The organism is Mycobacterium sp. NGS69, assembly GCF_059812165.1.
In genome coordinates this window covers 299,062-321,670 of the sequence record NZ_JCALCD010000007.1, presented here as the reverse complement: position 1 = coordinate 321,670, position 22,609 = coordinate 299,062, and the positions used below count along the sequence as shown (strand labels likewise).

The window sequence follows — 22,609 nt, the reverse complement described above, 5'->3', positions numbered from 1 at the left end:
GTTGGGGATTCGATATGGCAGAGCAGGTCGTCGGAAGGCGAGCTGAAGAACAGGCCGTAGTCGACTTTCTTGATCGAGTGCCGCGTGAGGCGTGTGCGCTCGTCATCGAGGGCGAGCCGGGTATCGGCAAGACCACGCTGTGGTTGGACGCGCTGGACCGGGCTCGTAGCCGCGGCCTACGGACGCTGAGCTGTCGCGCCGCGTCCGCCGAGTCGGTGCTGGCCTACACGGTTTTGGCGGACTTGCTGAGCGACGTGGACGACTCGGTTTGGGCGGACCTGCCGATTCCCCAGCAGGAGGCCCTGGACGGCGCGCTGTTGCGTCGCCGGGTTGAGGCCCACGACATCGATCCCGGGGCGGTGGCGGCGGCGTTTGTGACCATCATCGGCCGACTCGCCGCCGAAAATTCGGTGGTGATCGCGATCGACGACCTGCAGTGGGTCGACACGTCCAGCGCGAGCGTGGTGTCGTATGCCGCACGACGGCTTCCGGCCGGGGCGGCCATGGTGTGCACGACACGCACCCCGGAGGCGGCGGCACGGCTGCAGCTGCCCAACCCCGACGGTGTGCGTCGAATCCGGCTGCGGCCGTTGACGGTTGGCGAATTGCACCAGGTCGTGCTTCTTCGGCTGGGTCGCTCGGTCACTCGCCCCACATTGTTGCGGATTCACGAAATGGCCAGTGGCAACCCATTTTTCGCGTTGGAACTGGCCCGGGAGGTCCGCGCTCAGGCCCGCACTGCCGGATTGAGCTTGCCGAGCAGCCTCAACGACGTGGTCCGTTCACGGATCGGCCGGGTTGGTGCCGAGGACGTTCTGCTTGCGATGGCCAGCCTGCCCGATCCGACGGTGCCGCTGGTGGCGCGCGCCACCGGCGCGACGCCGGATCAGGTGGTGGCGTCGCTCGGCGAGGCCGAGGTCCAAGCGGTGGTTGTCGTCGACGGGAACCAGCTCCGCTTCACCCACCCGATCCTGGCGCATGGCGTCTACAGCGCCGCGTCTCCCGGCCGCCGCCGCGAAATGCACCGGCGCCTGGCCGAACTCGTCGACGAGCCCGAGTTGCGCGCCCGCCACCTCGCCCTGTCGGACGCGACCGGCGAACCCGAAACGATAGAAGCCCTGGACGCCGCGGCGGAATTGGCGCGCAGCCGGGGCGCCCCGGCGGCCGCAGCCGAGCTACTGGAGCTGGCGATCGGGCTCGGCGGGGATTCCCCGGAGCGCCGAATCCAGTCGGCCGCATACCACTTCAACGCCGGAGATGCCGAGCGTGCCAGGGCGGTGCTCGAGCAGACCGTCGAACGGCCCGCGCCCGGAAGGCTGCGCGCGGCGGCGTTGCGGTTGCTTGGGCAATGGAGCTTGCTCGACGGCAGCTCGCGCGAAGCCGCCGAGCTGCTCGACCGCGCGCTCGGCGACGTCGGGACCGACCTCGCGTTGCGCACGATGATCCTGGTCCCGCTGTCGTTCGCGCTGCTCAACATCGGCCAACGAGATCGCGCCGCTCGCAGCGTCGAGGATGCCGTCGCCAGTGCCGAGGCGCATGGTGACCCGGACCTTCTCAGCCAGGCGCTGGGAATGCAGGTAATGGTGCGTTTTCTGCTCGGCGGCGACCTCGACGAGTCACGCCTGCAACGCGCACTCGAGTTGGAGGATTCCCGAGCCCCGGTCTCCGCGCAGCTGCGCCCGAAGATGCATAGCGCGATACTGCTGGCCGCAACCGGCCGCCTCGACCAGGCGCGAGCGGAATTTCATGCCATCAGGCGCGATCACATCGAGCGCGGTGAGGAAAGCGACTTGCTGCTGTTCGCGTTTCACAGCGGTCTCTGCGAAATTTGGCGCGGCGACTTCGTCGAAGCAACTCTGATCGCCGATGACGCCATGGAGCGCGCGTTGCAGCTGGGCCGGGATTTACCGCTCGCGGTGGCCCTCATGCTGCGGGCCGCGATCGCGGCCTACATCGGAGCGGAGGATGAGGCCAGGGGCGACGCCGCCGAGGCGCTCGCGGTGGGCGCGCGGTGCGACTCCCCCGGCTTGGTGACGGTGTGGCCGATCACCGTCTTGGGCTTTCTTGATGTCTCCCTTGGAGACTACGAGGCAGCGTTGAAAACCCTTGAGCCGCTGCTGGATACGTTCCGCGAGGCGCCGGAGGGCACCGAGATCTATGTCGCGCCCTTTCTTCCCGATGCCATCGAGGCGTTGATCGGTCTGGGCCGCTTCGACGACGCCGAGCCGTTGGTCGAAGCGCTTGAGCGCAACGGCCGGCGGCTCGATCGCCCCTGGATGCTCGCCACCGGCGCCCGCGGACGGGCCATGTTGCACGCCGGGCGCGGCGATCTGAGGACGGCCACGTCGACCGCCGAGCGCGCCATGGCCGAGCACCAACGCCTACCGATGCCGTTCGAGCGCGCCCGCACCCAACTATTGCTCGGTCAGCTGCAACGACGGCAACGACGTCGCGACGCCGCCGCCGCGACCCTGCACGAGGTGCTCGAGACCTTCCAGCGACTCGGCAGCCCGGCATGGGCCGGCCGCGCCGAGGCCGAATTGGCGCGCGGGGTCCAGGTCAGGCGGCGTGGGCAGGGTTTGACCGCGACCGAAGAGCGCGTCGCCGAGCTCGCCGCGTCCGGGATGATCAACCGCGACATCGCCGCCGCGCTGTTCGTCAGTCCGAAGACGGTGGAGGTCAACCTCAGCCGCGTCTACCGCAAACTCGACATCAAATCCCGCGCGGAGCTGTACCAAGCGCTGCAAGCGTGGAAATCGGAAACCGCGATGGGTGAATAAGTCCGTCGCGATGAGTTCCGGGCGTGCCACCAGTCATACCTACGAGATATGGAGTAATCGACAGCGCCCAAGGAAGAGGTTGGATGCCATGCCCACCACCAATACGGCTTTACCGCCAATCGTCGATCAGCAGACCTGGCGCGCGGCGCTCGACGACCTGCGCAAGCGCGAGAAGGCCGCCACCCGGGAGCTGGATGCGATCGCCGCCCAACGGCGCCGGTTACCCATGGTCGAATTGCCCGACTACACCCTGATCGGGGCCGACGGACCCATCCGCCTAGCGGATGTGTTCGACGGCCGGTCGCAGCTCATCGTCTACCACCACATGTGGTCCGACGGCGAGGAGTGGCAGTGCGGCGGATGCACGGGCTTCACGTCGCAGTTCACCCGGCTCGAGTTCCTCGACAACTACGACGCCCGCTTCGTCATCGTCACCAACGGACCGATCGACGAGGCGCTTTCCTACAAGCGCAAGGTCGGTAACCGGATGGAGTGGTATTCATCGTCGGAGAGCTCGTTCGGCGCCGACATGGACGCACCGCCCGGCGGGGGCTTCGGGGTCAACGTGTTCCTGCGTGACGGCGACACCGTCTACCGCACCTGGCATACGAACGGGCGGGGCACCGAGCAGCTCAGCCACTCGTTCGGCCTGATCGACATCCTGCCGTGGGGCCGTCAGGAGGAATGGCTCGATTCGCCCGAAGGCTGGCCGTCAAGGCCGACATACTCGGGATGGCTCGACTCCCCCGATATCGCCCGGGCCTACGGAAGTGAGGACAACAGATGACCACGACCGCCGAACGCCACGTCGCCACTCGCACGATCGCCGCGAGGCCCGAAGAGATTTTCGCCGTCCTCGCCGACCCCGCCCGCCACTGCACCACCGAGCCGACCGACTGGGTCCGCGATGCGGTGGACGCCGGGCCGATCACAGCCGAAGGACAGATGTTCGCGATGAACATGTTCCTCGCCCAGGCCGGCGGTCACTACGTGGTCCACAACCTCGTGAATGTGTTCGACAAGGACCGCGCGATCGGGTGGATGCCGGGCCAGCTCGACGACGCTGGCAAACACAATCCCGGTGGCTGGTTCTGGCGCTACGACCTCGCCCCGAACGGCGATGGCACCGACGTCACCCTCACCTACGACTGGAGCGGTACCCCACAGGACTTCCGCGAGCGCGTCGGCCAGATGCCGATCTTCGGCGAGGATTACCTCGCCGCCTCGCTGGCGACGCTGGAGCGGGCCGTCGCGGCTGACGAATGACCGCAGCCCTGGGGTACGCCAAAGCGACGGAAACAAACCTTCTTTCCTGTGCTGCTACCAAATAAAGACGAGGGGATCGAATTCGGCGGTTTTCGCCTAGACCACGTGTTTTAGGCGCGCGTTTTGCTCGATAATCGACCTTCCGAATTGGCTTCTTAATTCGTGCCATCCGGTTTACCTTGGTAGAACTCCAAGCCAGGCTTCAGCGACGTTGGGTCGGTGAATGCGGCAGTCGGGAAGGCGCGCAATGAATTGGGTGGCGGCGTGGTGGCGACAGCCTGACCACTTCGACTGGCTGACCGGCTATCTGCAGGCGCACGGGTTGAGCACCCCCACCCGCCGCATCCTGGCCGGCGTTTCGGCCTCGCTGGCATTGTGGCCGGCAAACATTCTGTGGGGAACGAAGCCGTTTTTCCCGGGCCTTACGCTCGCCGCCTCGGTGGTGGCCGGACTGATCGGGCTTGTCATGGCGATGCTGTGGTTGACCCGCTGGCCCACGCGCCGCCAATCGATCTTTTTCGCGATGACGGGCAGCGCGAGCATCGTGATCGGTTGCCTGACGCAAACCCAACCGATCGTCGCTCTAATGGCCTGCTCGGCCTTGGCCGTGTCGGGCGGCTACCTCGCGTTTTTCCACACCGCCCGATATATGGGCGTGAATTTCTTGCTGGCCGGCGCGGCGGGCGCTGTCGAGGTGGCCCGTCTGGTCGCTGCCGGCGAGGCGACGCTGGCCTTCACCGGCTACTTTCTCGTGCTCGAACTCAACGTGGTCGTCCCCTTCGCCATCCATATCGTCATCCGGGCGTTGGGCGTCGACCTGTTGCGCGCCGACCGCGATCCGCTCACCGGCCTGCTGAATCGGCGCGCCTGCGACCGCGCCATCATCGGCCGGATGCTGGCCGGCCACGACCATATGTTCCTGGCCGTGGCCATGGTCGACCTCGACCACTTCAAGGCGGTCAACGACAGCAGAGGGCACGCCGCGGGCGACGAGGCGCTCGTCGCGGCGGCCCGGGCGCTGACCGCCGTGTGCCATGACAGCGCGGTCGTCGGCCGCGTCGGCGGGGAGGAATTCCTGATCGCGGACATCGTCACGACACCACGGCCGCAGGGATGGGGTCACAAGTTCTGCAACGCGGTTGCGGCGATCCCCGCGTCGGTAACGGCCAGCGTGGGCACCGCCACCCTGGCGTTGCGCAGCGTGGGTTGCGGCGACGTGGAACAGGCATTGCGCCAGCTGGTCGCCGATGCGGACACCGCCATGTACGAAGCCAAGAGATGCGGCGGAAACCAAGCCCGCCACCACCGCGCCCCCACCCCGGCGACGATGTCCTGACGCAGCGTCCCCCGGAGCGCAGTCTAGATGCTGCGCCAAACGGCGCGCGCTGTCTTAGCCTGTCAAAGGGACAAATGTGCCTGCGACGAGGGGCGCGCCCGGGCATGGGGATTCGATATGGCAGAGCAGGTCGTCGGTCGGCGAGCTGAAGAACGAGTCGTCGCCGAATTTCTCGACCGCGTGCCGCGTCAGGCGTGCGCGCTGATCATCGAGGGCGAGCCCGGTATCGGAAAGACGACGCTGTGGTTGGACGCGGTGGGCCGCACCGGCGCGCGTGGGTTTCGGGCGTTGAGCTGTCGCGCTTCCGCCGCGGAGTCGGTGCTGGCCTACACGGTGTTGGCCGATCTGCTCGGCGATGTCGACGACTCGATTTGGGCGGACTTGCCGCTCCCGCAACAGCAAGCCTTGGATGGCGCGCTGTTGCGGCACCGGGTGGAGGCCCACACCATCGATCCCCGGGCGGTTGCGGCGGCGTTCGTGACGGTTATTGGGCGGCTTGCTACCGAAGGTCCGGTGGTGATCGCGATCGACGATCTGCAATGGGTGGATACCTCCAGCGCGAATGTGGTGGCCTATGCCGCGCGGCGGCTTCCAGCCGGCGCGGCCTTACTGTGCACGACCCGGACCGAGCAGGCTGCTTCGCGCCTGCAGCTGCCCAGTCCGGACGGGGCGCGCCGAATCCGACTGCGGCCCTTGTCAGTTGGTGAGCTGCATCAGGTGCTGTCGCTGCGGCTGGGCCGCTCGATCGCTCGCCCCACGTTGCTGCGTATCCACGAGATCGCCGGCGGGAATCCCTTTTTCGCATTGGAACTGGCCCGGGAGCTCGGCTCCCACGGCCGCACCTCCCAATTGAGCATGCCGGGCAGCCTCAACGACCTGGTCGAGTCGAGGATTGGTCGGGCCGGCGCCGCAGACGCGCTGCTCGCCATGGCCAGCTTGCCCCATCCGACCGTGCCGATGGTGGCCCGCGCCACTGGCTCGACGCCCGATCAGGTGGTGGCGTCGCTCGGAGAGGCCGAGGTGCAGGCGGTGGTGGCCATCGAGGGACACCAGCTTCGCTTCACCCATCCGATCCTTGCGCACGGTGTCTACAGCGCCGCGCCGCCGCAGCGCCGCCGCGAAATGCATAGGCGTCTGGCCGAACTCGTCGATGAGCCCGAGTTGCGCGCCCGCCATCTGGCCCTTGCCGACACGTCCGGAGAGGCCGAGACCGTGGCTGCGCTTGACGCGGCCGCCGTCATCGCGCGCGACAGGGGGGCACCTGCGGCCGCCGCCGAACTGCTCGAACTTGCCTTCGGTCTCGGGGTCGACGACCCGCGACGCCAGATACGTTGTGCGACCCACTATTTCGACGCGGGTGACCCCGGTCGCGCGCGGCAAATCCTCGACGCGGTCTTAGCCGCGGCGCCGGCTGGCCCGATCCGAGCCGAGGCCTTGCATCAGCTGGGGCTGGTGCGCCTCTACGACGACAGCTTCCCCGAGGCGGCGGAGCTACTGGAGGCCGCGTTGCGCGACAGCGGCGGTGACGCCGACTTACGGGTGCGCATCTCGATCAGCTTGTCGTTCGCTCTCCTCAACGCCGGGCGACCCGAGCACGCATATGCGCGGGTTCAGCAGGCCGTGGCCGACGCCGAGCGCCTTGGCGCCGGGGCTTTGCTGAGCCCCGCCCTCGGAATGCGGGCGGTAATGGATTTCATGGCGGGCCAGGGCTTCGACCAGTCCGCGTTGCGTCGCGCTGTCGAGATGGAAGAGCCCAGCTTCCGCATTCCGGTGCCATTTCGGCCTCACGTCCAGCTGACGCTACTGCGCGCTTGGACGGGTGGGCTCGAGCAGGCACGTGAGGAGCTGATTGAGCTAGGTCAGCAATGCCTCGTCCTCGGCGAGGAAGGCGAGCTGACGTTCGTCGGATTTCACCTTGTTCTCGTCGAGATCTGGCTCGGCCGGCTGGACAGCGCGGCCAGTACCGCCGATGCGACGATGGAAATGGCAACACAGCTCGGCGGCGACTTTCCACTGTTCATTGCGCTGACCGTTCGGGCCGGGGTCGCCGCCTATGCCGGCCGCCTCGACGATGCCCGGCGTGATCTGGGCGAAGCGATCGCGGCGGGCCAGCGCTGCGGCTCAACGCGGTTGGCCGAGTGGCCCGCGACGCTGGCCGGGTTTGTCGAGGTCTCCCGCGGTGACTATCAAGCGGCACTCGGCGCTCTGGAGCCATTGTTGCCGATGGTGCGGAGCTTCCCCGAGACAAGTGAGATCATCTCGTCGTCGTTCGTTCCCGAGGCAGTCGAGGCGATGATCGCACTGAACCGCTTCGATGAAGCCGAACCATTGGTTGAAGCCCTGGAGCGCAACGGCCGCCGGCTGGATCGCGCGTGGACGCTGGCCGTCGGTATGCGTTGTCGCGCGATGTTGCAGGCGGCACGCGGTGATGTTGCCGCCGCGCTGACAACCGCCGAGCGGGCTATGGGCGAGCACCAACGCCTGGCAATGCCGTTCGAGCGCGCCCGCACGCAGCTGTTCCTGGGTCAGCTGCAACGTCGCCATCGTCGCCGCGAGGCCAGTGCCGCGACCGTGAGCGAGGCCCTGCGGACTTTTGAGCGCCTCGGCACCGCGGCATGGGCCGCGCGCGCCGAAGCGGAATTGGCGCGCTGCGTCCAAGGCAGGCGGCGCGAGCAAGGGCTGACCGCGACCGAAGAGCGTGTTGCCGAGCTGGCCGCCTCGGGCATGATCAACCGCGACATCGCCGCCGCATTGTTCATCAGCCCCAAAACGGTGGAGGTAAACCTCAGCCGCATCTACCGCAAACTCGGCATTCGCTCTCGCGCGGAGCTCTACCAAGCCCTCCAAGTTGGTAAATCAGAATCCGATATGAGTAGGTAAACCCCTGATGTAAGCGGCCGCCCGCATCTATAGCGTGGCCGGGGTGGCGAGCATCGACGCGGGAACACACTCGTTTCTTGTCGAGTGGTATGGGCCGCGCGCGCCCGCGCACTGGATCGGCGAAACCGCTCAACGCCTGAACGACCGCGCCGCGGCAATTTCGGCCCGCGGCGGACAGGTCCGATTGCTCATGGCCGTGGCCGTCCCCTCGGACGACTACGCGTTCGGCGTGTTTGCCGCCGTGTCAGCCGAAGTTGTCGCCGAAACCTGCGCCGACGCCGACGCTCCCCCGGAACGGATCAGCGCCGCCGTCGGTTGGTGGCAGGGGCAGGATTTTCGCTCACCAAGCGAAACGTAGCGACTCGGCGGCCCGCGAATCTACGCATCGGCGTCGGAAACGGCCGCCCGCGCCCGCGGGTAAGGTCAGCGCATGACCGCTCTGCGAACCCAGGTCTGTGTAGCCGGCGGCGGTCCCGCCGGGCTCGTTCACGCTCTTCTGCTGGCCCGCGCCGGCGTCCAGGTCGTCGTGCTGGAAAAACACAACGATTTCTTGCGCGACTTCCGCGGCGACACCGTGCACCCGACCACCCTGCGGATCATGGACGAGCTGGGGTTCGTCGACGAGTTCTTGCGCCTGCCCCACACCAAGATCACCCGCGTTGCCTTCGACGCCGACGGGACACTTCGCACCTTCGGTAACTTCAGCGCGCTCAAACGGCTGGGTTTCAACCAGCCCTACATCGCGCTGATGCCGCAATGGGACTTCCTCGACTTCCTGGCCGAAAAGGCAAGCGCGTACCCGGAATTCACCTTGATCCGCAACGCCGAGGTCAAGGAGCTCATCTTCGACGGCGACCGGGTCAGCGGGGTACGCACACCGGAACTGGAGGTGCATGCCGAGCTGGTGGTCGGCGCGGACGGACGCAAGTCCGCCGTGCGGGAGGCCGCCGGCCTGAACCTCGCCGCCGCGCACTCCCCGATGGACGTGTTGTGGTTCCGGCTGAAATGGCGTCCCGGCGATCCGCAAGAGCTCTTCGGAGTCGCCCGTAGGGGTCTGCTCATGGCCATGATCTACCGCGGCGACTATTGGCAGGTCGCCCATCTCATGCCCAAGGGAACCGACCCGCGCGACGGTTCGCTGGAGGCGTTCAAGGAGCGCCTGGTCGCCGCGCGACCGCAGCTCCGCGAACACGTCAACGACCTGCACTCGTGGGACGACACCAGCCATCTCGACGTGCGGGTGGACCGGCTCGAGAAATGGTGGCGCACAGGGCTTTTGTGCATCGGCGATGCCGCGCACGCCATGTCTCCGGCTGGAGGGGTCGGCATCAACCTCGCGGTCGCCGATGCGGTCGCCGCGGCGAATATTCTGTGCGCCCCACTTCGCGAAAACCGATTGACCGATGCGGATCTCGCCAAGGTTCAGCGCCGCCGCGAGCTACCCACTCGAATCATCCAGGCCGGTCAGGTCTTCATCCAGAACCGAGCTGTCGAACCCAATTTGACCGGCGACCTTTCCCCGATCAAGATTCCCAGCTTCATCGGTCGCGGTCCCCTGCAGTTCATCCCGCCGATCATCGTCGGACGCGGCTTCCGCCCGGAGCACGTACGCACGCCCGACGTACACGCGTCCTAGGGGTCAGCGCGCGAGCGGTTCGAACATGTGCGCCGGGTCTATGCCGAGTTGCCGAGCGACGTGGCTAGTGTCCCAATACTCGCGCCAGTGAGTGATCGCGCCGTCGCGGACCTCGAAGAGGGCGGTGACGGGCGCGTCAGGCCTGGGGGCCCTCCGACGGCGGCCAGTGCGCGCCCGGCGAGGCATCGCCGGGTTCGGCGTGCTCGCCACGGGCCAGCGGCACCCACTGCTCGGTCGGCGCGGGTTGCTTGGAGGACGGGAAGTCCCGCAGCGGACCCGACGGCTTGGCGTCCCACTTGGCGAAGGTCAGCGGGGTCCGCAGCCAGCAGTGCAGCAGGTTGTAGGCCGCCTCCAGCGAGTCGATGTGGGTTCGCTCCCAACCGTGACTGCCGTCGAGCCCGAAGCCGACCAGCGCGGCCCTGGTGCCCGCGCCCGCTTCGATCGCCGCGGCGGCGTCCGAGCGGTAGTAGCGAAACACGTCCCGTACGAAGGGAATCTTTTGCTCCTCGGCGAGCCGGCACAGCTTGCGGGTCAGGTGGTAGTCGAACGGGCCGTGCATGTCGGCCATCGGAATCGTCACGCCATCCTCGATGGAGTGCTGGCCGGGCGCGCAGACAGCGTTGTCGACCGAGATCAGCTCCGCGACGTCAGCGGGCAGGCCGTGGCTGGCCCCGTGGCCGACCTCCTCGGTGATGGTGACCATGATCGTGGTGCGGTGCGGCAGCACAACCTTGTTCTCCGAAAAGTGTTTGGCCAGTGCGAGCGCGATCGCGACGCCGGCCTTGCCGTCGAGGTGACGGGAAACGATGAAGCCGTCGGCGGTTAGCTCGGGGCTGGCGATCAATGCGACAAAGTCGCCGACGTTCACGCCCAGCTTGACGAGGTCTTCCCGCGAAGACACCTTGCGGTCGACGCGGACCTCGACGCTCTCCCAGTTGGTGGGTTGGGTGTCGATCTCGTCGCCGAACCTGTGCCCACTTGCCTTGAGCGGCAAGACCGTTCCCGTGATGAACTCGTCGGGGTCGTCGCTGAAAATCCGCACGCGGGCGCCCGTGGCGAATCGCGCCGAGAAGGTGCCGACCGGAATCAGCTCGAGGCGGCCGTTGTCCTTGAGGTCGCGCACCATGCAGCCGATGGTGTCCGCGTGAACCGCCAGCGCCCGGTCGATGGTCGCGGACTCCCCCGGCAGTTCGGCGGTCAGCGCACCGCGGCGCGTCAGGGTGAACGGCACCCCGAAGTCGTCGAAGATGTCGCCGATCAGCTGCATGACCGCATCCGTGCGCCCCGCCGGACTCGGGGTCTGCAGCAGTGCGAGCAGCGTGTCGATCATCCACGCGCGGTCGGCCTCCGCCATGGCCGCGGTTTGGCCCACGGTTTCTCCTTCCCGGTTCGTTCGGAATCCGGGTTCAACCTACCGGTTCGCGCGGGGACGGAAGGGTGCAGCCGCAACGTCAGCCGGGGTGGCGCAACAGGGGAAATTTATTTCCGTCGTTGCTACAAAATCGAGTTAGGCTCCTCGATGTCCGGGTCACATACATATGAGGAGCCCGCCATGAAAGAGGACGCGCAGGGACACGAGGAAAAAGACATCCGCCGGCTACGCGAATTCGCCACATTCGACAAACTCTCGGATAGTGATTTGCAGCGCATTGTCTCGGCGGCACATCACACCTCCACGTCCGCGCCGTTGCCGCTCATTCATGAGCAGACCCCTTCGGACGCCTGCTACATCCTGCTCACCGGCGAGGCCGGCGTCTACGTCGGCCAGGACCGCGTTGCCCTGGTAGGGCCGGGCGAAGTGATCGGCGAATCTGCGCTCCGCCGTGGGAAGCTGCGTTCCGCGACGGTCACGACGACCGGGCCGTCCGAGGTCCTGCGCATCGAGCGCGACGACCTGGCCCGTTTGCTCGACGAGATTCCGGCACTGCGCGAAACCATGGACGCGACTGTGGCGCGACACGCGCCCGTCGCCGTCCCCGAGCAGACGCCGAAGCCGAAGCCCACGCACCGCAGGGTGGACGCTTTGGTCCCGACGGAGTTGATCGAGCGGTTCGAGCGGGCCGCGGAGGGCGCCGGGGTGCGTGTCTCGGCCGCGCTCGAAGATGCTCTCACTCAGTGGATCGAGCGAAACGGCACAGGGTAGCCGCCTACGGATTCACATTCGGGCAGATTTGCTTGATCCAACCGGTGACCAGGTCCCTGTTGGAGTTCAGGTCGGGGTCGCTGGGTTGCGCGCCGACGGTGGTGACGAAGTGCTCGATCGCCGCCTTCACCGGATCCGGCGGGCTGTACTTCTCGAGCGTGTCGGCGGCTTTGCGCGCGCTTTCCGGTTTCGCCGCCACCATCAAATTGTCCTTGGCGAACGAGATGTCCAGGCAGGTCGATTGGTCGAGCGGCGCGGCGGGCGCCGAGGAGGTGGCGGGCGTCGTCGGTTGCGACGGCGCCGCCGTCGGCGAGCTCGCCGTCGACGTCTCACTCGACGTCGAAGCCGACGAGGAATTGCCGTTCGAGCAGCCCGCCGTGACGACCGCGATGGCGACCATTCCTGCGAGCGCCGTTGGTTTTACCCGCACCAGACACTCCTTTGCCCGACGATGTATTTGCTGCAGGCACCTTACCGGCAATTCCGTTTCGACGCCGTCTCAAAAGCTGGATGTTATGCCGATTCCATTTTCGCGATCAGATCGCCAAGGGCGAGGATCCGCTGGGCGTCGCGCACGTGCAGGCTCTCGATCATCCGGCCGTCGACCGTTATGACGCTGTTCCCAGCGGCCTGGGCCTGTTCATAGGCCGAGACGATCTTGCGGGCGTCGGCCAGTTCGCTGTCCGACGGGCCGAACACGTCATTCGCCGGCCCGATCTGGGACGGGTGAATGAGGGTCTTGCCGTCGAAACCCATCTCCCGGCCTTGCCGGGCCTCGGCGCGGAAGCCGGCCTCGTCGGTGATGTCGTTGAAGACGCCGTCCAGGACGACCTTTCCGGCGGCCCGCGCCCCCAACACGGCCAGCGACAACGCCGTCAACACCGGCGCCCGACCGGGCAGGTGCAATCCGTGCAGATCGTTCACCAGATCGTTGGTGCCCACCACCATTGCGGCCAAGCGGTCGCTGGCCGAGGCGATCTCCTCCACCCGCAGGATGGCCCGGGGCGTTTCGATCATCACCCACAGCCGCAACGAGTCGGGCGCGCCGAGCTCGTCCAGCGCCCCCGTCAGCGCCCGGACTTCTTCGCCGGTCTCGACCTTCGGCACCAGCACGCCGCCGGCGGGCGAACCGGCCACGGCCGCCAAATCGTCGTCGTGCCAGTCGGTGCCCAAGCCGTTGATGCGCGCCACGATCTCGCGGGGTCCGTAGGTCCCGGACGAGATGGCGGCGCACACCCGCGCCCGCGAGTCGGCCTTGGCATCGGGGCCCACGGCGTCCTCGAGGTCGAAAATGAGGACGTCGGCCGGCAGCGTCTTTCCCTTCTCCAGGGCTCTGCCGTTGTTGCCGGGCAGGTAGAGGGCGGATCGGCGCGGGCGCAGCGTCGGTGGCATGACACGACAGTAGGGCCTTTGGGATAAGCCTTGCCCAGAGTGGGAAATCCCCGGGGTGGGAAGAGGGAGGAGCAGCTCATGCAGCGTCACGAAATCCGGTCACTCGCGGACCTCGCGGGTGAGGGCACCCGCGTGCTCACCACGCTCGTGCGCGACACGCACAGTGGCATCGCGCGGCGCGTCTTCGGCGCCGTTGGTCCGGTGTCGAAACCCGTGGAGGTCGTCCACAACACGGCAGCCGCGGCGACGTATCACGCCGTCGACCGCGCGCTTCGGGCCGCCTTGCGCGGCGCCGGTGAGCTGGCCGCCGAGACGCGCGGCAGCGACGAGGACGAGACGGTCGAAGCCAACCCCAGGGTCGCCGGCGTCATCGCCGCGCTTAACGGCATCTACGGCGACGAGCTGACCGACCGCGGAAACGGCTTCGCGCTGACCATGCGGGTGCGCCACCGCGGCAGGCCGGTCGCGATGAACGGCCCGGATCTCGGCGGGGCGTTCCCCCGGGCAACCGGCCGGATCGCGGTGTTCGTGCACGGCTGGTGCATGACCGAGATGTCGTGGTGGCGCCGCCCGCGCGACGGCGAGGAGGTGAAGTCCTACGGCGCGCGGCTGCGCGACGACCTGGGATTCACCCCGGTCTACCTGCGGTACAACACCGGGCTGCACATCTCCGACAACGGGAAATCGCTCGCTTTCCTGCTGGATCGGCTGCGGGGGCTGTGGCCGGTCCCGGTCGAGGAGATCGCGCTGATCGGTCATTCGATGGGCGGCCTGGTGATCCGCAGCGCCTGCCACTACGGAACCCAGCATGAGCACGGCTGGCCCGGCGCCGTCGGCCACGTCGTCTGCCTCGGCTCCCCGCACCTGGGCGCCGACCTGGAGAAGGGCGTCAACGCCGCGTCCTGGGCGTTGGCCCGGCTGCCCGAAACCCGGGCCCTGTCTTCGTTTCTCAACGCCCGCAGCTCGGGCACCAAGGACCTGCGCTACGGCGCGCTGCTCGACGAGGACTGGCGCGAATGCGACCCCGACGAGTTTCTGCGTGACCGGTGCAACGAAGTCCCCTTCCTCTCCCACGCCACCTACCACTTCGTGGCAACCAGCGCGGGCCCGGGCGCGTTAGGCGCCGTGCTCGGCGACCGCCTGGTGCGCCCGCACAGCGCGTCCGGCGCGGGCAAGTCCCGGCAGATTCCGTTCGACCCGGATCACGGGCTGACGCTCACCGGCCTGCACCACTTCGATCTGCTCAACCACACCGACATCTACGCGAAGTTGCACGACTGGCTCGCTCAGCCGCGGCCGGACTCCCCGGGTTAGCCCTTGGATTCGCGCCACTCCCGCTCGAACGGCAACCGCCAGGCGTTGGGGGCGATCAACTGATGAATGGCGTTGGGGCCCCAGGTGCCGGGCTGGTACAGCTTGGCCGGCGGCGGGTCGGTGAGCAGTTCCTCCGAACGCTCCCAAAGTGATTCGATGCCCTCGGCGGTGTTGAACAGCGTGTGATCGCCGCGCATCGCGTCGAGGATCAGCCGTTCGTAGGCCTCCAGCACGTCGACGACGGTGTCGATCTCCTGCGAGGAAAACTGCATGGACAACTTGTCCAGCTTCATCCCGGGGCCGGGCCGCTTGCCGTAGAAGGACAGTGAAACCTTGGAGTTGTCGGCGAGGTCGAACGTGAGGTGGTCGGGACCCTGGGTCCCCACCCCCGATCCGGGCGGAAACATCGTTCGCGGAGCCTCTTTGAACGCGATCGAGATGATGCGGATGCCCTCGGCCATCTTCTTGCCGGTGCGCAGGTAGATCGGTACGCCGGCCCAGCGCCAGTTGTCGATGCCCACCTTGAGGGCGATGAAGGTTTCGGTGTCGGAATCCTTGGCCACCCCGGTCTCGTCGCGGTAGCCGTGGTACTGGCCGCGCACCACATCGGAGGGTTTGACCGGCAGCATCGACCGGAACACCTTGTTCTTTTCCTCGCTGATGGCGAACGGCTCGAGCGCCGTCGGCGGCTCCATCACCACAAATGCCATCACCTGGAACAGGTGGGTGACCACCATGTCCTTGTACGCGCCGGTCTCCTCGTAAAAGTTGGCCCGCTGATCCAGCCCCAGCGCCTCGGGGATGTCGATCTGGATGTGGTCGATGAAGTTGCGGTTCCAGATCGGCTCGAACAGGCCGTTGGCGAAGCGGAACGCCAGGATGTTCTGGGCGGCCTCTTTGCCCAGGAAGTGGTCGATGCGGAAAATCTGTGATTCCTCGAACGTTTCGTGCACGAAGTCGTTCAGGGCGACGGCGCTGGCCAAGTCGGTTCCGAAGGGCTTCTCCATGACCACCCGGGAGCGCTCGACGAGCTTGGCGTCGCTCAGCATCGTGATGACACTGCGCGCCGCTTTGGGCGGGACCGACAGGTAGTGCAGTCGGCGCACGTTCGGCCCCAGGTTGTTTTCGGCTTCGGCGACCGCTTCGGCGAGGGCTTCTGGCCCGGCGCTCTGCGGGACGTAGCGGATGATCTTCGCGAAGTTGTCCCACTGCTCGGAGTTGAGCTTGTGCGTGCCGAACGCCTCGATCGCGTTCTTGGCGAGTTCGCGGAATTCGTCGTCGCCGAGGTCTTCCAGCGACGTCGCGACGATTTGGATATCGGGGGCAAGCTCGGACTGGTCCAAGTAGGCCAGGCCCGGGATCAGCTTGCGCTTGGCGAGATCGCCGGTCGCACCGAACAGGACGATGACGTGGGGATCGAGGCGTTCTGTGTCGTGGCGGCGCGGTCGTTTCTCCGGCGCCGGATAAGAGATCGTTTGCGGTTTCTTGTCGGCCACTCTTGCGATCCTTCCATCGCCGCGCCCTCATTGCAGCCCCACGTTGGGGTCGATCTGCGCGGTTACCGATCGCGCGGCGGGGTATGGAAAGCGATATGACCGGACCCGACCGAGACCAGCTGAGCCACGCCGAGGAGCTGGAGAACATCGTCGACGAACTCGACGAGAAGGTGGCCAACGAGCGGGAGGCCGAAGGCGTCCCCGGCAAGCCCAGCGACCGCGAACGAGACGCTGCCGATGGCGGCTCGCAGGACGAGCCGCCAGACTGATCCCTAGGCCGCCGCGGGCCACGGCGCCTCGCCGCTTGACCGACTCGCGCGTTGCGTCGGCGGTCAAGTCGAAAAACTAGGGAAACCCCTTATTGATCGGCGGCCGCGGCATCTGACAACATCGGGTTGTCCGGGGCAAAACTTCACTCCCACCGCAATTTTCGGGCAACTCGGCCCCACGGTTGCGGGATTTCGACGACGTGGCAGCGACCGCCAGACAACTACGAACGGGGCCCCCAAGTGGCACGTGAGAAACCACTGACCGATACCGCGGCTGAGTTGGCCGGTCACTACGAGTCTTTGTCGGCGGTGCCTGGCCACACGCGGATGGAAAGTCTGATCCTGGCTGAGGGCGGCGTTTATCGGTACGAGTCAGTCGACCGCGTCGGCGACCATCCCACTCCTCCCGGCGACATCTCCGATCTGCCGCCTGACACGACCGTGCGTCGATTGTCCAGCTCGGGAATGTGGTCCGTCGTCGAGGACGACAAGGTGGAGGCCGTGGAGCTCGTCGACACGAGTACCAACCTGGAGGCCGCATTCCGGCAGATGTCGCTCGCAGTAGTCGACGGGGACCTTGTGGTTCGTGACGGCCCTGACGGTCACGGTCAGAAATTCGTCAAGACCCGAGGCGCAGCCGGAGCAACAACGCAATGACGTGCGTCAGGAGCAGACCGGGCCGCTTCTGATCGCATAACCGAAATCGTCGATTACATGTGAGGGTGCGATGACTGCAAGCAGTGGGCTTCAGGTGACGGTCACCGGCGAATTGCCGGAAGATGTGTTGAGCCATATTAATGCCGCCGTTCAGAAAGCCGTTCGCGACGAAGTCGCCAAACTCGATTTGTTGCGAAGCTGGACGGAAAGCGACCCCGTCGCCGAGGACTCGGCAGTTCTGCTTCACCGTCCGATCATGGGAATTATTTTCAAGCCCCCGGTTTGACCTGCGCCGCATGCAGGTCCGGCGACCTAAGGTAGCTGCCGATCCTCTAATCGAGGTGTCCCAATTGGTGTCTGACATGTCAAATCGCGCTGCGCCCGTCGGAGCCGATGGCTTTACGTGCCCGAGCGGTCTGTGCTCGAGTGGCAACCTCTTGATCGGCATCGTCCGGGCGAATGGCACCGTCGCTATGGTCAGGCCCCCGCTGCAGGTGGATCAAGATTTCATTGAGAAAGCCCACGGCGCAAGCGATAACCCGCCCGAGGCACGGTTTCGCTTCGCCGGCCCGTGTGTGTCGACATCGTGCCAGCAGTGGGCGCACGGCAGGTGCACCGTTGGCGACACAGCCGCGGGGGCGTCGCCGGGCGTTGACGACGGCTTGCGTGCCTGCGTTATCCGCCCGACCTGCCGATGGTGGTCCCAGAATGGGCCCGCGGCGTGTCACTCATGCAGCGCGGTTGTTCACACTCCCCGGCCTGAACAAGATGGCCGCGTTGCGACTACCGAAACCTCAGCTGTTTGTTGCCGCCGTTGACACATCACGAGAAGGGTTAAGGGATGGACGAGATGGATGGACTAACCGACCTAATTAAAGCCGACCTCGACAAGGTTCGGTCCGAGCCGCAACCGACGACAAACAGCGAACGCGTGGCTTTCTTGGAAGCTCACCTCAAGACAGCGATGACAAGAGGCGCGCTCATACCGGATGCGCGCGTCGACGTTGCGCGTTTGCGGAAGGCGGATGGCACACCGGACATGGACCACGTCTGGCCGCTGGTAAAACGAACAGTCAAAAGTATGTACGACGCCACCCAAGAATCGTTTCCGATCACCGACGACGTTTCGGAGTGCGGTAAAGCCGTTATGGGAGGCGTCGCGGCGATTTCTGTTGGTTGCGCCATAAGCCCCGCGGCGGGCGTGATCGGATTCGGGGTAGGTGTCTATATGCTCACGCAAAGTTGTCATGAAGGAAGCACGTTCCTCGAATGAATTCCTAGGATCGGGGACACGGCCACAGGAAACAGTGTCCTAGGCCGCCGCGGGCGGCCCGAACCACATGGTGAGCGCGTCGGCGAGGGGTCGTTCCCCCACCCACGCGACGTATCCGTCGGGCCGAATCAGCACCGCGTCCGGGGCGGTGACGGTGCCGAGCGCCGGAAGCTCCCATGCGCCAACGCTTTTCGCGTCGATCGACTTAACTCGGTCCGCCCACCCAGATACGTCCAAGGCGCCGGGCTCGGCGAGGTTGAGCAGCACGGCCCGCGCATCGTGCAGCAGGGCGAAGGTCCGCACCGGGCCGTCGGCGGTGACCAGGTCGAGATCGGGCATCCGACGGCCGAGGAGCGGGTGCCCTTCGCCGAGGCCGTAGTGGATGTCGAGCCCCGACATCATCGCGCCGAATCGTCGCCGGGGCTCGGCCATGCCGAGGAGATCGGAAGTGACCTCCCGCAAGGCCTTCGTCCGGTCGTCGGGGCGAAGCAGGGCCATTTGGGCCATGGCGTTGCGCAGCACGCGCGCCCCGACCGGGTGGCGTTCGGTGTGGTAGGTGTCGAGCAGGCTTTCCGGGGCCGTTCCCTTGGCCACCTTGGCCAGCTTCCAGCCCAGGTTCACCGCGTCCTGCATACCGGTGTTGAGGCCCTGCCCGCCGATCGGGTGGTGCACGTGCGCGGCGTCGCCGGCCAGCAGGATCCGCCCGTCGCGATAGGTCGCCGCCTGCCGCGCGGCGTCGGTGAACCTGGAAATCCATGCGGGACTGTGGATCCCGTAGTCCGTTCCATACACGGCGATCAGCGCCTCGTTCAGGTCGCGCAGGGTGGGTTCGCCAGCGGGCGTGACCTGCCGCTCGGTCACCATGACCCGCATCGGGCCCGGGTCCTGGACCAGGCTGAGCGAATGGACACCGAGGGCGTCGTGGCGGATGCCCCAGGGCGGCGCTTCCCCGGCGTCGAAGTCCATGTCGACCTCGGCGAGTAGGTAGCTCATCGTCGGGTCCCACCCCGGGAAGTCGATGCCGGCCGATTTGCGCACCGAACTGCGTCCCCCGTCGCACCCGACGACGTATTCCGCGCGCAGAAACTGGCCGTCGGACAGCACGACGTCGACGCCGCCGTCGTCCTGCGCGACGCTGGTCACCTCACGCCCGCGATAGATCGGCACCTTCAGCTCGTCGACCCAGCCGGCCAGGATGCGCTCGATGTGGATCTGCCACAGCGCGAGCCCGTACGGGTGCCGGGTGGGAAAGTCGCTGATGTCCAACCGAATCTGCGCGAACCCGGCTACCTGTGCCACCTGGCCCTCGGCAAGGAAACGGTCGGCAATCCCGCGCTGATCGAGGACCTCGATCGTGCGCGAATGCAATCCGCCCGCCCGCGCCCCGATCAGCTCCTGGCCGGCGCGCCGCTCGACAATGGCAACGTCGACGCCCGCCAACGCCAACTCGCCCGCCAGCATCAGCCCGGTCGGGCCTCCCCCGGCGATCGCTACCGCATGCTCGGCCAACGGCAACACACTCATCCCCTGTAACCCCCAGATTTCATTCCGCTCTCGCTTCGACCAGCGATTTTGCGGCATGACCCCGGTCTTGCCGCAAGCCCCCGGGTGCGTAATATGTTGAAGTGGGACGGATTAAAAGCCGTCCCCTTCTTTGCATCCGAGTAGGTTTTCGATAAACCACCAACCGCCTACTGAGATCTGAACTACGGTTCACACGAATGGCGGTTGCACGCTCCCAAAATGGCGGTGAAAGAATTGGCCGCGCGTCCGCATCAGCGCACCTGAGCAGAGAGTGACGGGATGGGTCTACGTTTTGCAGGCCCCCTCGGCCATGCCCGCCGATACAAACTGCGGCTGCGCGCCGACTCCGGAAGCGGCTTCTACGGCAAACACCAGGTCCGGTTGCTGCGGATCTACTTGGGCACCACGACCTTCCTGTACGCCTACGGCGTGGTGTTCACCACCGTGATTGTGCTTCACCCCGACCGCCCGCGGGGCAATCCGGTCGGGGGCATCGTGGCGATCGTCCTCGGTATCGCGGCGCTGGCCTGGCTGGCGGTCCGGCCCGACAAAACCGGGCCGGCGACGGCCGCGGCCATCGCGGCGACGCCGATCGTGATGGCTTTTCACATCGCGATCACCGCCGAATTCGCCTGCCTGATCGCGCCGATGTTCCTGGCGATGTACCTGCGCGCGTTCTACTCTCCACGCCGCGGCATGGTCCTGGTCGGCGTGCTCGCCCTGGCGTGCGTTGCCGGCCTCGCGTTCTCGCACACGGCCAAGTTCTACCTCGACTACCTCATCTTCGTGATCGCGATCATCGGGGCCGCCGAGTCGTTCGGGTTGGTGACGCGAACACTGGTCGCGGCGGCGTGCACGGATCCCCTCACGGGTCTACTCAATCGCGCTGGCTGGGAAATCGCGACCGCCGACCTGCTGGCGCGATCGCGTTCGACGTCCACCGTCATCACCGTGGTCGCGCTGGACATCGACAACTTCAAACGCATCAACGACACCGACGGTCACGTCGCGGGCGACCAGCACCTGATCAGCCGCGCGACCGCATGGCAAAAAGTGGCTCCCGCCAACGCCGTCCTGGCCCGGCTCGGCGGCGACGAGTTCGCCGTGTGCATCGCCGAGCGCGCGGGTCCGGCCCCGAGCGCGGCCGAGCGGTTCGTCGCCGCGGTGCGGCTACAGACCCCGGGCACGAGCGTCGGGACCGCATCGGCCGGCGGGGCGAGCGCCAACGTCGCCGTGCTGTGGGCGGTCGCCGACGCGAATCTGTACGCCGCCAAGCAGAACAGGACTCCGCAGCGCCGGGATCCCGATCTGCGCCACGCGCTGTAGAAATTGTTTATGCGCCAAGCTGTTTCGACTCAGATACGGAACCGGCCTAGTTGTTTGTCGGTGGTGGCTGCGGCTCGAAGGGGTCGTACCACCACCAGTCGGCGCGTTCCCCGAGCGGTCCGCGGCAGGGTGGGACGGCGGGCGGCGGCCGGTTCGGTGGACGCGCGAGTGATCCCGCGCTCAGTGGTCGGCCGGTGTCGTCGGTGACGCTCAGCTGGTCAGCGGGTCCGGTGATGGTGATCAGCCCGCGGTGGTGTGCCCGGTGGTGATACGGGCATAACAGCACCAGGTTGGCCAACTCGGTCGGCCCGCCGTCTTCCCAGTGCCGCAGGTGATGGGCGTGCAACCCGCGGGTGGCACCGCAGCCGGGCACCGCGCAAATAGGATGGCGGTGCTCAAGCGCGCGGCGCAGCCTCCGATTGACTGTGCGCGTGGTGCGCCCGGCGCCGATGGGCACGCCGTCGCGTTCGAACCACACCTCACAGGTGGCATCACAGGTCAGGTACTGGCGCTCGGCATCGGACAGCAGCGGACCCAGATGCAGCGCGGCGGCACGCTGCTCGACATCGAGGTGCACCACCACCGTGGTGTGCTGCCCATGCGGGCGGCGGGTGGCGTCGGCGTCCCAGCCGGCCTCCACCAGCCGCATAAACGCATCAACAGTGTCGGGCAACGGCGGCGCCGCATCCGATGGGGCCTTGCCGTCGCCGCGGTCGCGCTTCCACTGGGCAATCAGCGCCTCGCGATGCGACGCCAACGCGGCATCGAACGTCGCCGCCTCGTCGCGGGGCAGGCTGATCCGCCAACAGCTGCCCTCCTCGCTCGAAGTCTTGGTGATCGAGCGCCCCGCCTCGGGGCGAGGATCGGGTTGTGGGCGCGGTTCAAGCTTGATCGCGGTGCGCAGCTGAGTGACCGTGGCCACTGCGGCCAACTGCGCGTAATGCTCATCCGAACCCTCACCCGCGCGGGCGGCGATCACCCCGATCTGATCCAGCGACAACCGCCCCTGGCGCAAGGCCCGGGTGCACCGCGGAAACTCCTGCACCCGGCCCGCCACCGTCGCGATCGTGTGCGCGTTGGCCGGCGAACAGCCGGTCTTCCAGGCCACCAACGCCGGTATCGACCGCGCCCCGGTATTACCCCACAGTCCGTCGCGATCGATCTCGGCGACGATCTCCACAATGCGCCCATCAATCGCATTGCGTTGACCGCACAACTCCGCCAACTCCTCAAACAGCACGTCAAGACGCGTCGGAGTATTCACCACCCAAGCGCCAACAGATGGGGTTGAAGACATAACCCCATCCTCGCAGCCGG

General features: G+C 66.8%; 20 protein-coding genes. 14 read left to right on the top strand and 6 right to left on the bottom strand.

The window, feature by feature from the left end:
• Window positions 1-14: 14 nt before the first annotated feature.
• From AC5Y2S_RS22050 to AC5Y2S_RS22020, 7 genes are all read left to right on the top strand, one after another.
• Entirely contained in the window at window positions 15-2,780 is a 2,766-nt protein-coding gene (locus AC5Y2S_RS22050) for a helix-turn-helix transcriptional regulator (protein ID WP_499958343.1), read from the top strand.
• Window positions 2,781-2,868: 88 nt separating this feature from the next.
• A complete protein-coding gene (locus AC5Y2S_RS22045) occupies window positions 2,869-3,567 on the top strand; it encodes a DUF899 domain-containing protein (protein ID WP_499958342.1) in 699 nt (232 codons plus the stop codon).
• Complete coding sequence (locus tag AC5Y2S_RS22040; RefSeq protein WP_499958341.1) at window positions 3,564-4,046, top strand: SRPBCC family protein; 483 nt, start codon at window positions 3,564-3,566, stop codon at window positions 4,044-4,046. Before AC5Y2S_RS22045 ends, AC5Y2S_RS22040 begins: the two co-directional genes overlap by 4 nt.
• Window positions 4,047-4,293: 247 nt before the next feature.
• Window positions 4,294-5,382 (top strand): GGDEF domain-containing protein, encoded by a 1,089-nt coding sequence (locus tag AC5Y2S_RS22035; protein ID WP_499958340.1) that lies wholly within the window; start codon window positions 4,294-4,296, stop codon window positions 5,380-5,382.
• Between the two features lie 117 nt (window positions 5,383-5,499).
• The gene (locus AC5Y2S_RS22030) at window positions 5,500-8,262 is read left to right on the top strand and encodes a helix-turn-helix transcriptional regulator (protein WP_499958339.1); all 2,763 of its coding nucleotides are present in this window, start codon (window positions 5,500-5,502) and stop codon (window positions 8,260-8,262) included.
• A 43-nt stretch (window positions 8,263-8,305) separates the two neighbouring features.
• Entirely contained in the window at window positions 8,306-8,620 is a 315-nt protein-coding gene (locus AC5Y2S_RS22025) for a hypothetical protein (protein ID WP_499958338.1), read from the top strand.
• A 72-nt stretch (window positions 8,621-8,692) separates the two neighbouring features.
• Window positions 8,693-9,898 (top strand): FAD-dependent oxidoreductase, encoded by a 1,206-nt coding sequence (locus tag AC5Y2S_RS22020; protein ID WP_499958337.1) that lies wholly within the window; start codon window positions 8,693-8,695, stop codon window positions 9,896-9,898.
• Window positions 9,899-10,034: 136 nt separating this feature from the next.
• Here the strand turns inward: AC5Y2S_RS22020 and AC5Y2S_RS22015 are convergent, their stop codons facing one another.
• Window positions 10,035-11,270, bottom strand: a complete 1,236-nt coding sequence (locus tag AC5Y2S_RS22015) for an osmoprotectant NAGGN system M42 family peptidase (protein ID WP_499958336.1) — start codon at window positions 11,268-11,270, stop codon at window positions 10,035-10,037.
• A gap of 180 nt (window positions 11,271-11,450) precedes the next feature.
• On the opposite strand from AC5Y2S_RS22015, the gene AC5Y2S_RS22010 reads away from it, so the two are divergent.
• Entirely contained in the window at window positions 11,451-12,041 is a 591-nt protein-coding gene (locus AC5Y2S_RS22010) for a cyclic nucleotide-binding domain-containing protein (protein WP_499958335.1), read from the top strand.
• Window positions 12,042-12,045: 4 nt separating this feature from the next.
• Here AC5Y2S_RS22010 and AC5Y2S_RS22005 read toward each other — a convergent pair whose 3' ends face one another.
• Together AC5Y2S_RS22005 and AC5Y2S_RS22000 are read right to left on the bottom strand one after the other, a co-directional pair.
• Complete coding sequence (locus AC5Y2S_RS22005) at window positions 12,046-12,471, bottom strand: hypothetical protein (RefSeq protein ID WP_499958334.1); 426 nt, start codon at window positions 12,469-12,471, stop codon at window positions 12,046-12,048.
• Window positions 12,472-12,554: 83 nt separating this feature from the next.
• Complete coding sequence (locus tag AC5Y2S_RS22000) at window positions 12,555-13,433, bottom strand: HpcH/HpaI aldolase/citrate lyase family protein (protein WP_499958333.1); 879 nt, start codon at window positions 13,431-13,433, stop codon at window positions 12,555-12,557.
• A 78-nt stretch (window positions 13,434-13,511) separates the two neighbouring features.
• On the opposite strand from AC5Y2S_RS22000, the gene AC5Y2S_RS21995 reads away from it, so the two are divergent.
• Window positions 13,512-14,747, top strand: a complete 1,236-nt coding sequence (locus tag AC5Y2S_RS21995; protein ID WP_499958332.1) for an esterase/lipase family protein — start codon at window positions 13,512-13,514, stop codon at window positions 14,745-14,747.
• Here the strand turns inward: AC5Y2S_RS21995 and zwf are convergent.
• The gene (gene zwf / locus AC5Y2S_RS21990; RefSeq protein WP_499958331.1) at window positions 14,744-16,243 is read right to left on the bottom strand and encodes a glucose-6-phosphate dehydrogenase; all 1,500 of its coding nucleotides are present in this window, start codon (window positions 16,241-16,243) and stop codon (window positions 14,744-14,746) included. The genes AC5Y2S_RS21995 and zwf overlap by 4 nt on opposite strands.
• 83 nt (window positions 16,244-16,326) lie before the next feature.
• Between zwf and AC5Y2S_RS21985 the strand changes: the two genes are divergently transcribed.
• The 4 genes from AC5Y2S_RS21985 (at window position 16,327) to AC5Y2S_RS21970 (ending at window position 18,442) form a co-directional block, all read left to right on the top strand.
• Window positions 16,327-16,512, top strand: a complete 186-nt coding sequence (locus tag AC5Y2S_RS21985) for a hypothetical protein (protein ID WP_499958330.1) — start codon at window positions 16,327-16,329, stop codon at window positions 16,510-16,512.
• Window positions 16,513-16,752: 240 nt separating this feature from the next.
• Window positions 16,753-17,169: a hypothetical protein gene (locus tag AC5Y2S_RS21980; protein WP_499958329.1), complete on the top strand. Its 417-nt coding sequence runs from the start codon at window positions 16,753-16,755 to the stop codon at window positions 17,167-17,169.
• A gap of 94 nt (window positions 17,170-17,263) precedes the next feature.
• Window positions 17,264-17,455, top strand: a complete 192-nt coding sequence (locus tag AC5Y2S_RS21975; protein WP_499958328.1) for a hypothetical protein — start codon at window positions 17,264-17,266, stop codon at window positions 17,453-17,455.
• Window positions 17,456-18,010: 555 nt separating this feature from the next.
• Window positions 18,011-18,442: a hypothetical protein gene (locus AC5Y2S_RS21970; protein WP_499958327.1), complete on the top strand. Its 432-nt coding sequence runs from the start codon at window positions 18,011-18,013 to the stop codon at window positions 18,440-18,442.
• Window positions 18,443-18,481: 39 nt separating this feature from the next.
• Here AC5Y2S_RS21970 and AC5Y2S_RS21965 read toward each other — a convergent pair whose 3' ends face one another.
• A complete protein-coding gene (locus AC5Y2S_RS21965; protein WP_499958531.1) occupies window positions 18,482-19,951 on the bottom strand; it encodes an FAD-dependent monooxygenase in 1,470 nt (489 codons plus the stop codon).
• Window positions 19,952-20,293: 342 nt separating this feature from the next.
• On the opposite strand from AC5Y2S_RS21965, the gene AC5Y2S_RS21960 reads away from it, so the two are divergent.
• Window positions 20,294-21,292: a GGDEF domain-containing protein gene (locus AC5Y2S_RS21960; protein ID WP_499958530.1), complete on the top strand. Its 999-nt coding sequence runs from the start codon at window positions 20,294-20,296 to the stop codon at window positions 21,290-21,292.
• 46 nt (window positions 21,293-21,338) lie between these two features.
• Here the strand turns inward: AC5Y2S_RS21960 and AC5Y2S_RS21955 are convergent, their stop codons facing one another.
• Window positions 21,339-22,589, bottom strand: a complete 1,251-nt coding sequence (locus AC5Y2S_RS21955; RefSeq protein WP_499958326.1) for an HNH endonuclease signature motif containing protein — start codon at window positions 22,587-22,589, stop codon at window positions 21,339-21,341.
• Window positions 22,590-22,609 lie beyond the last annotated feature (20 nt).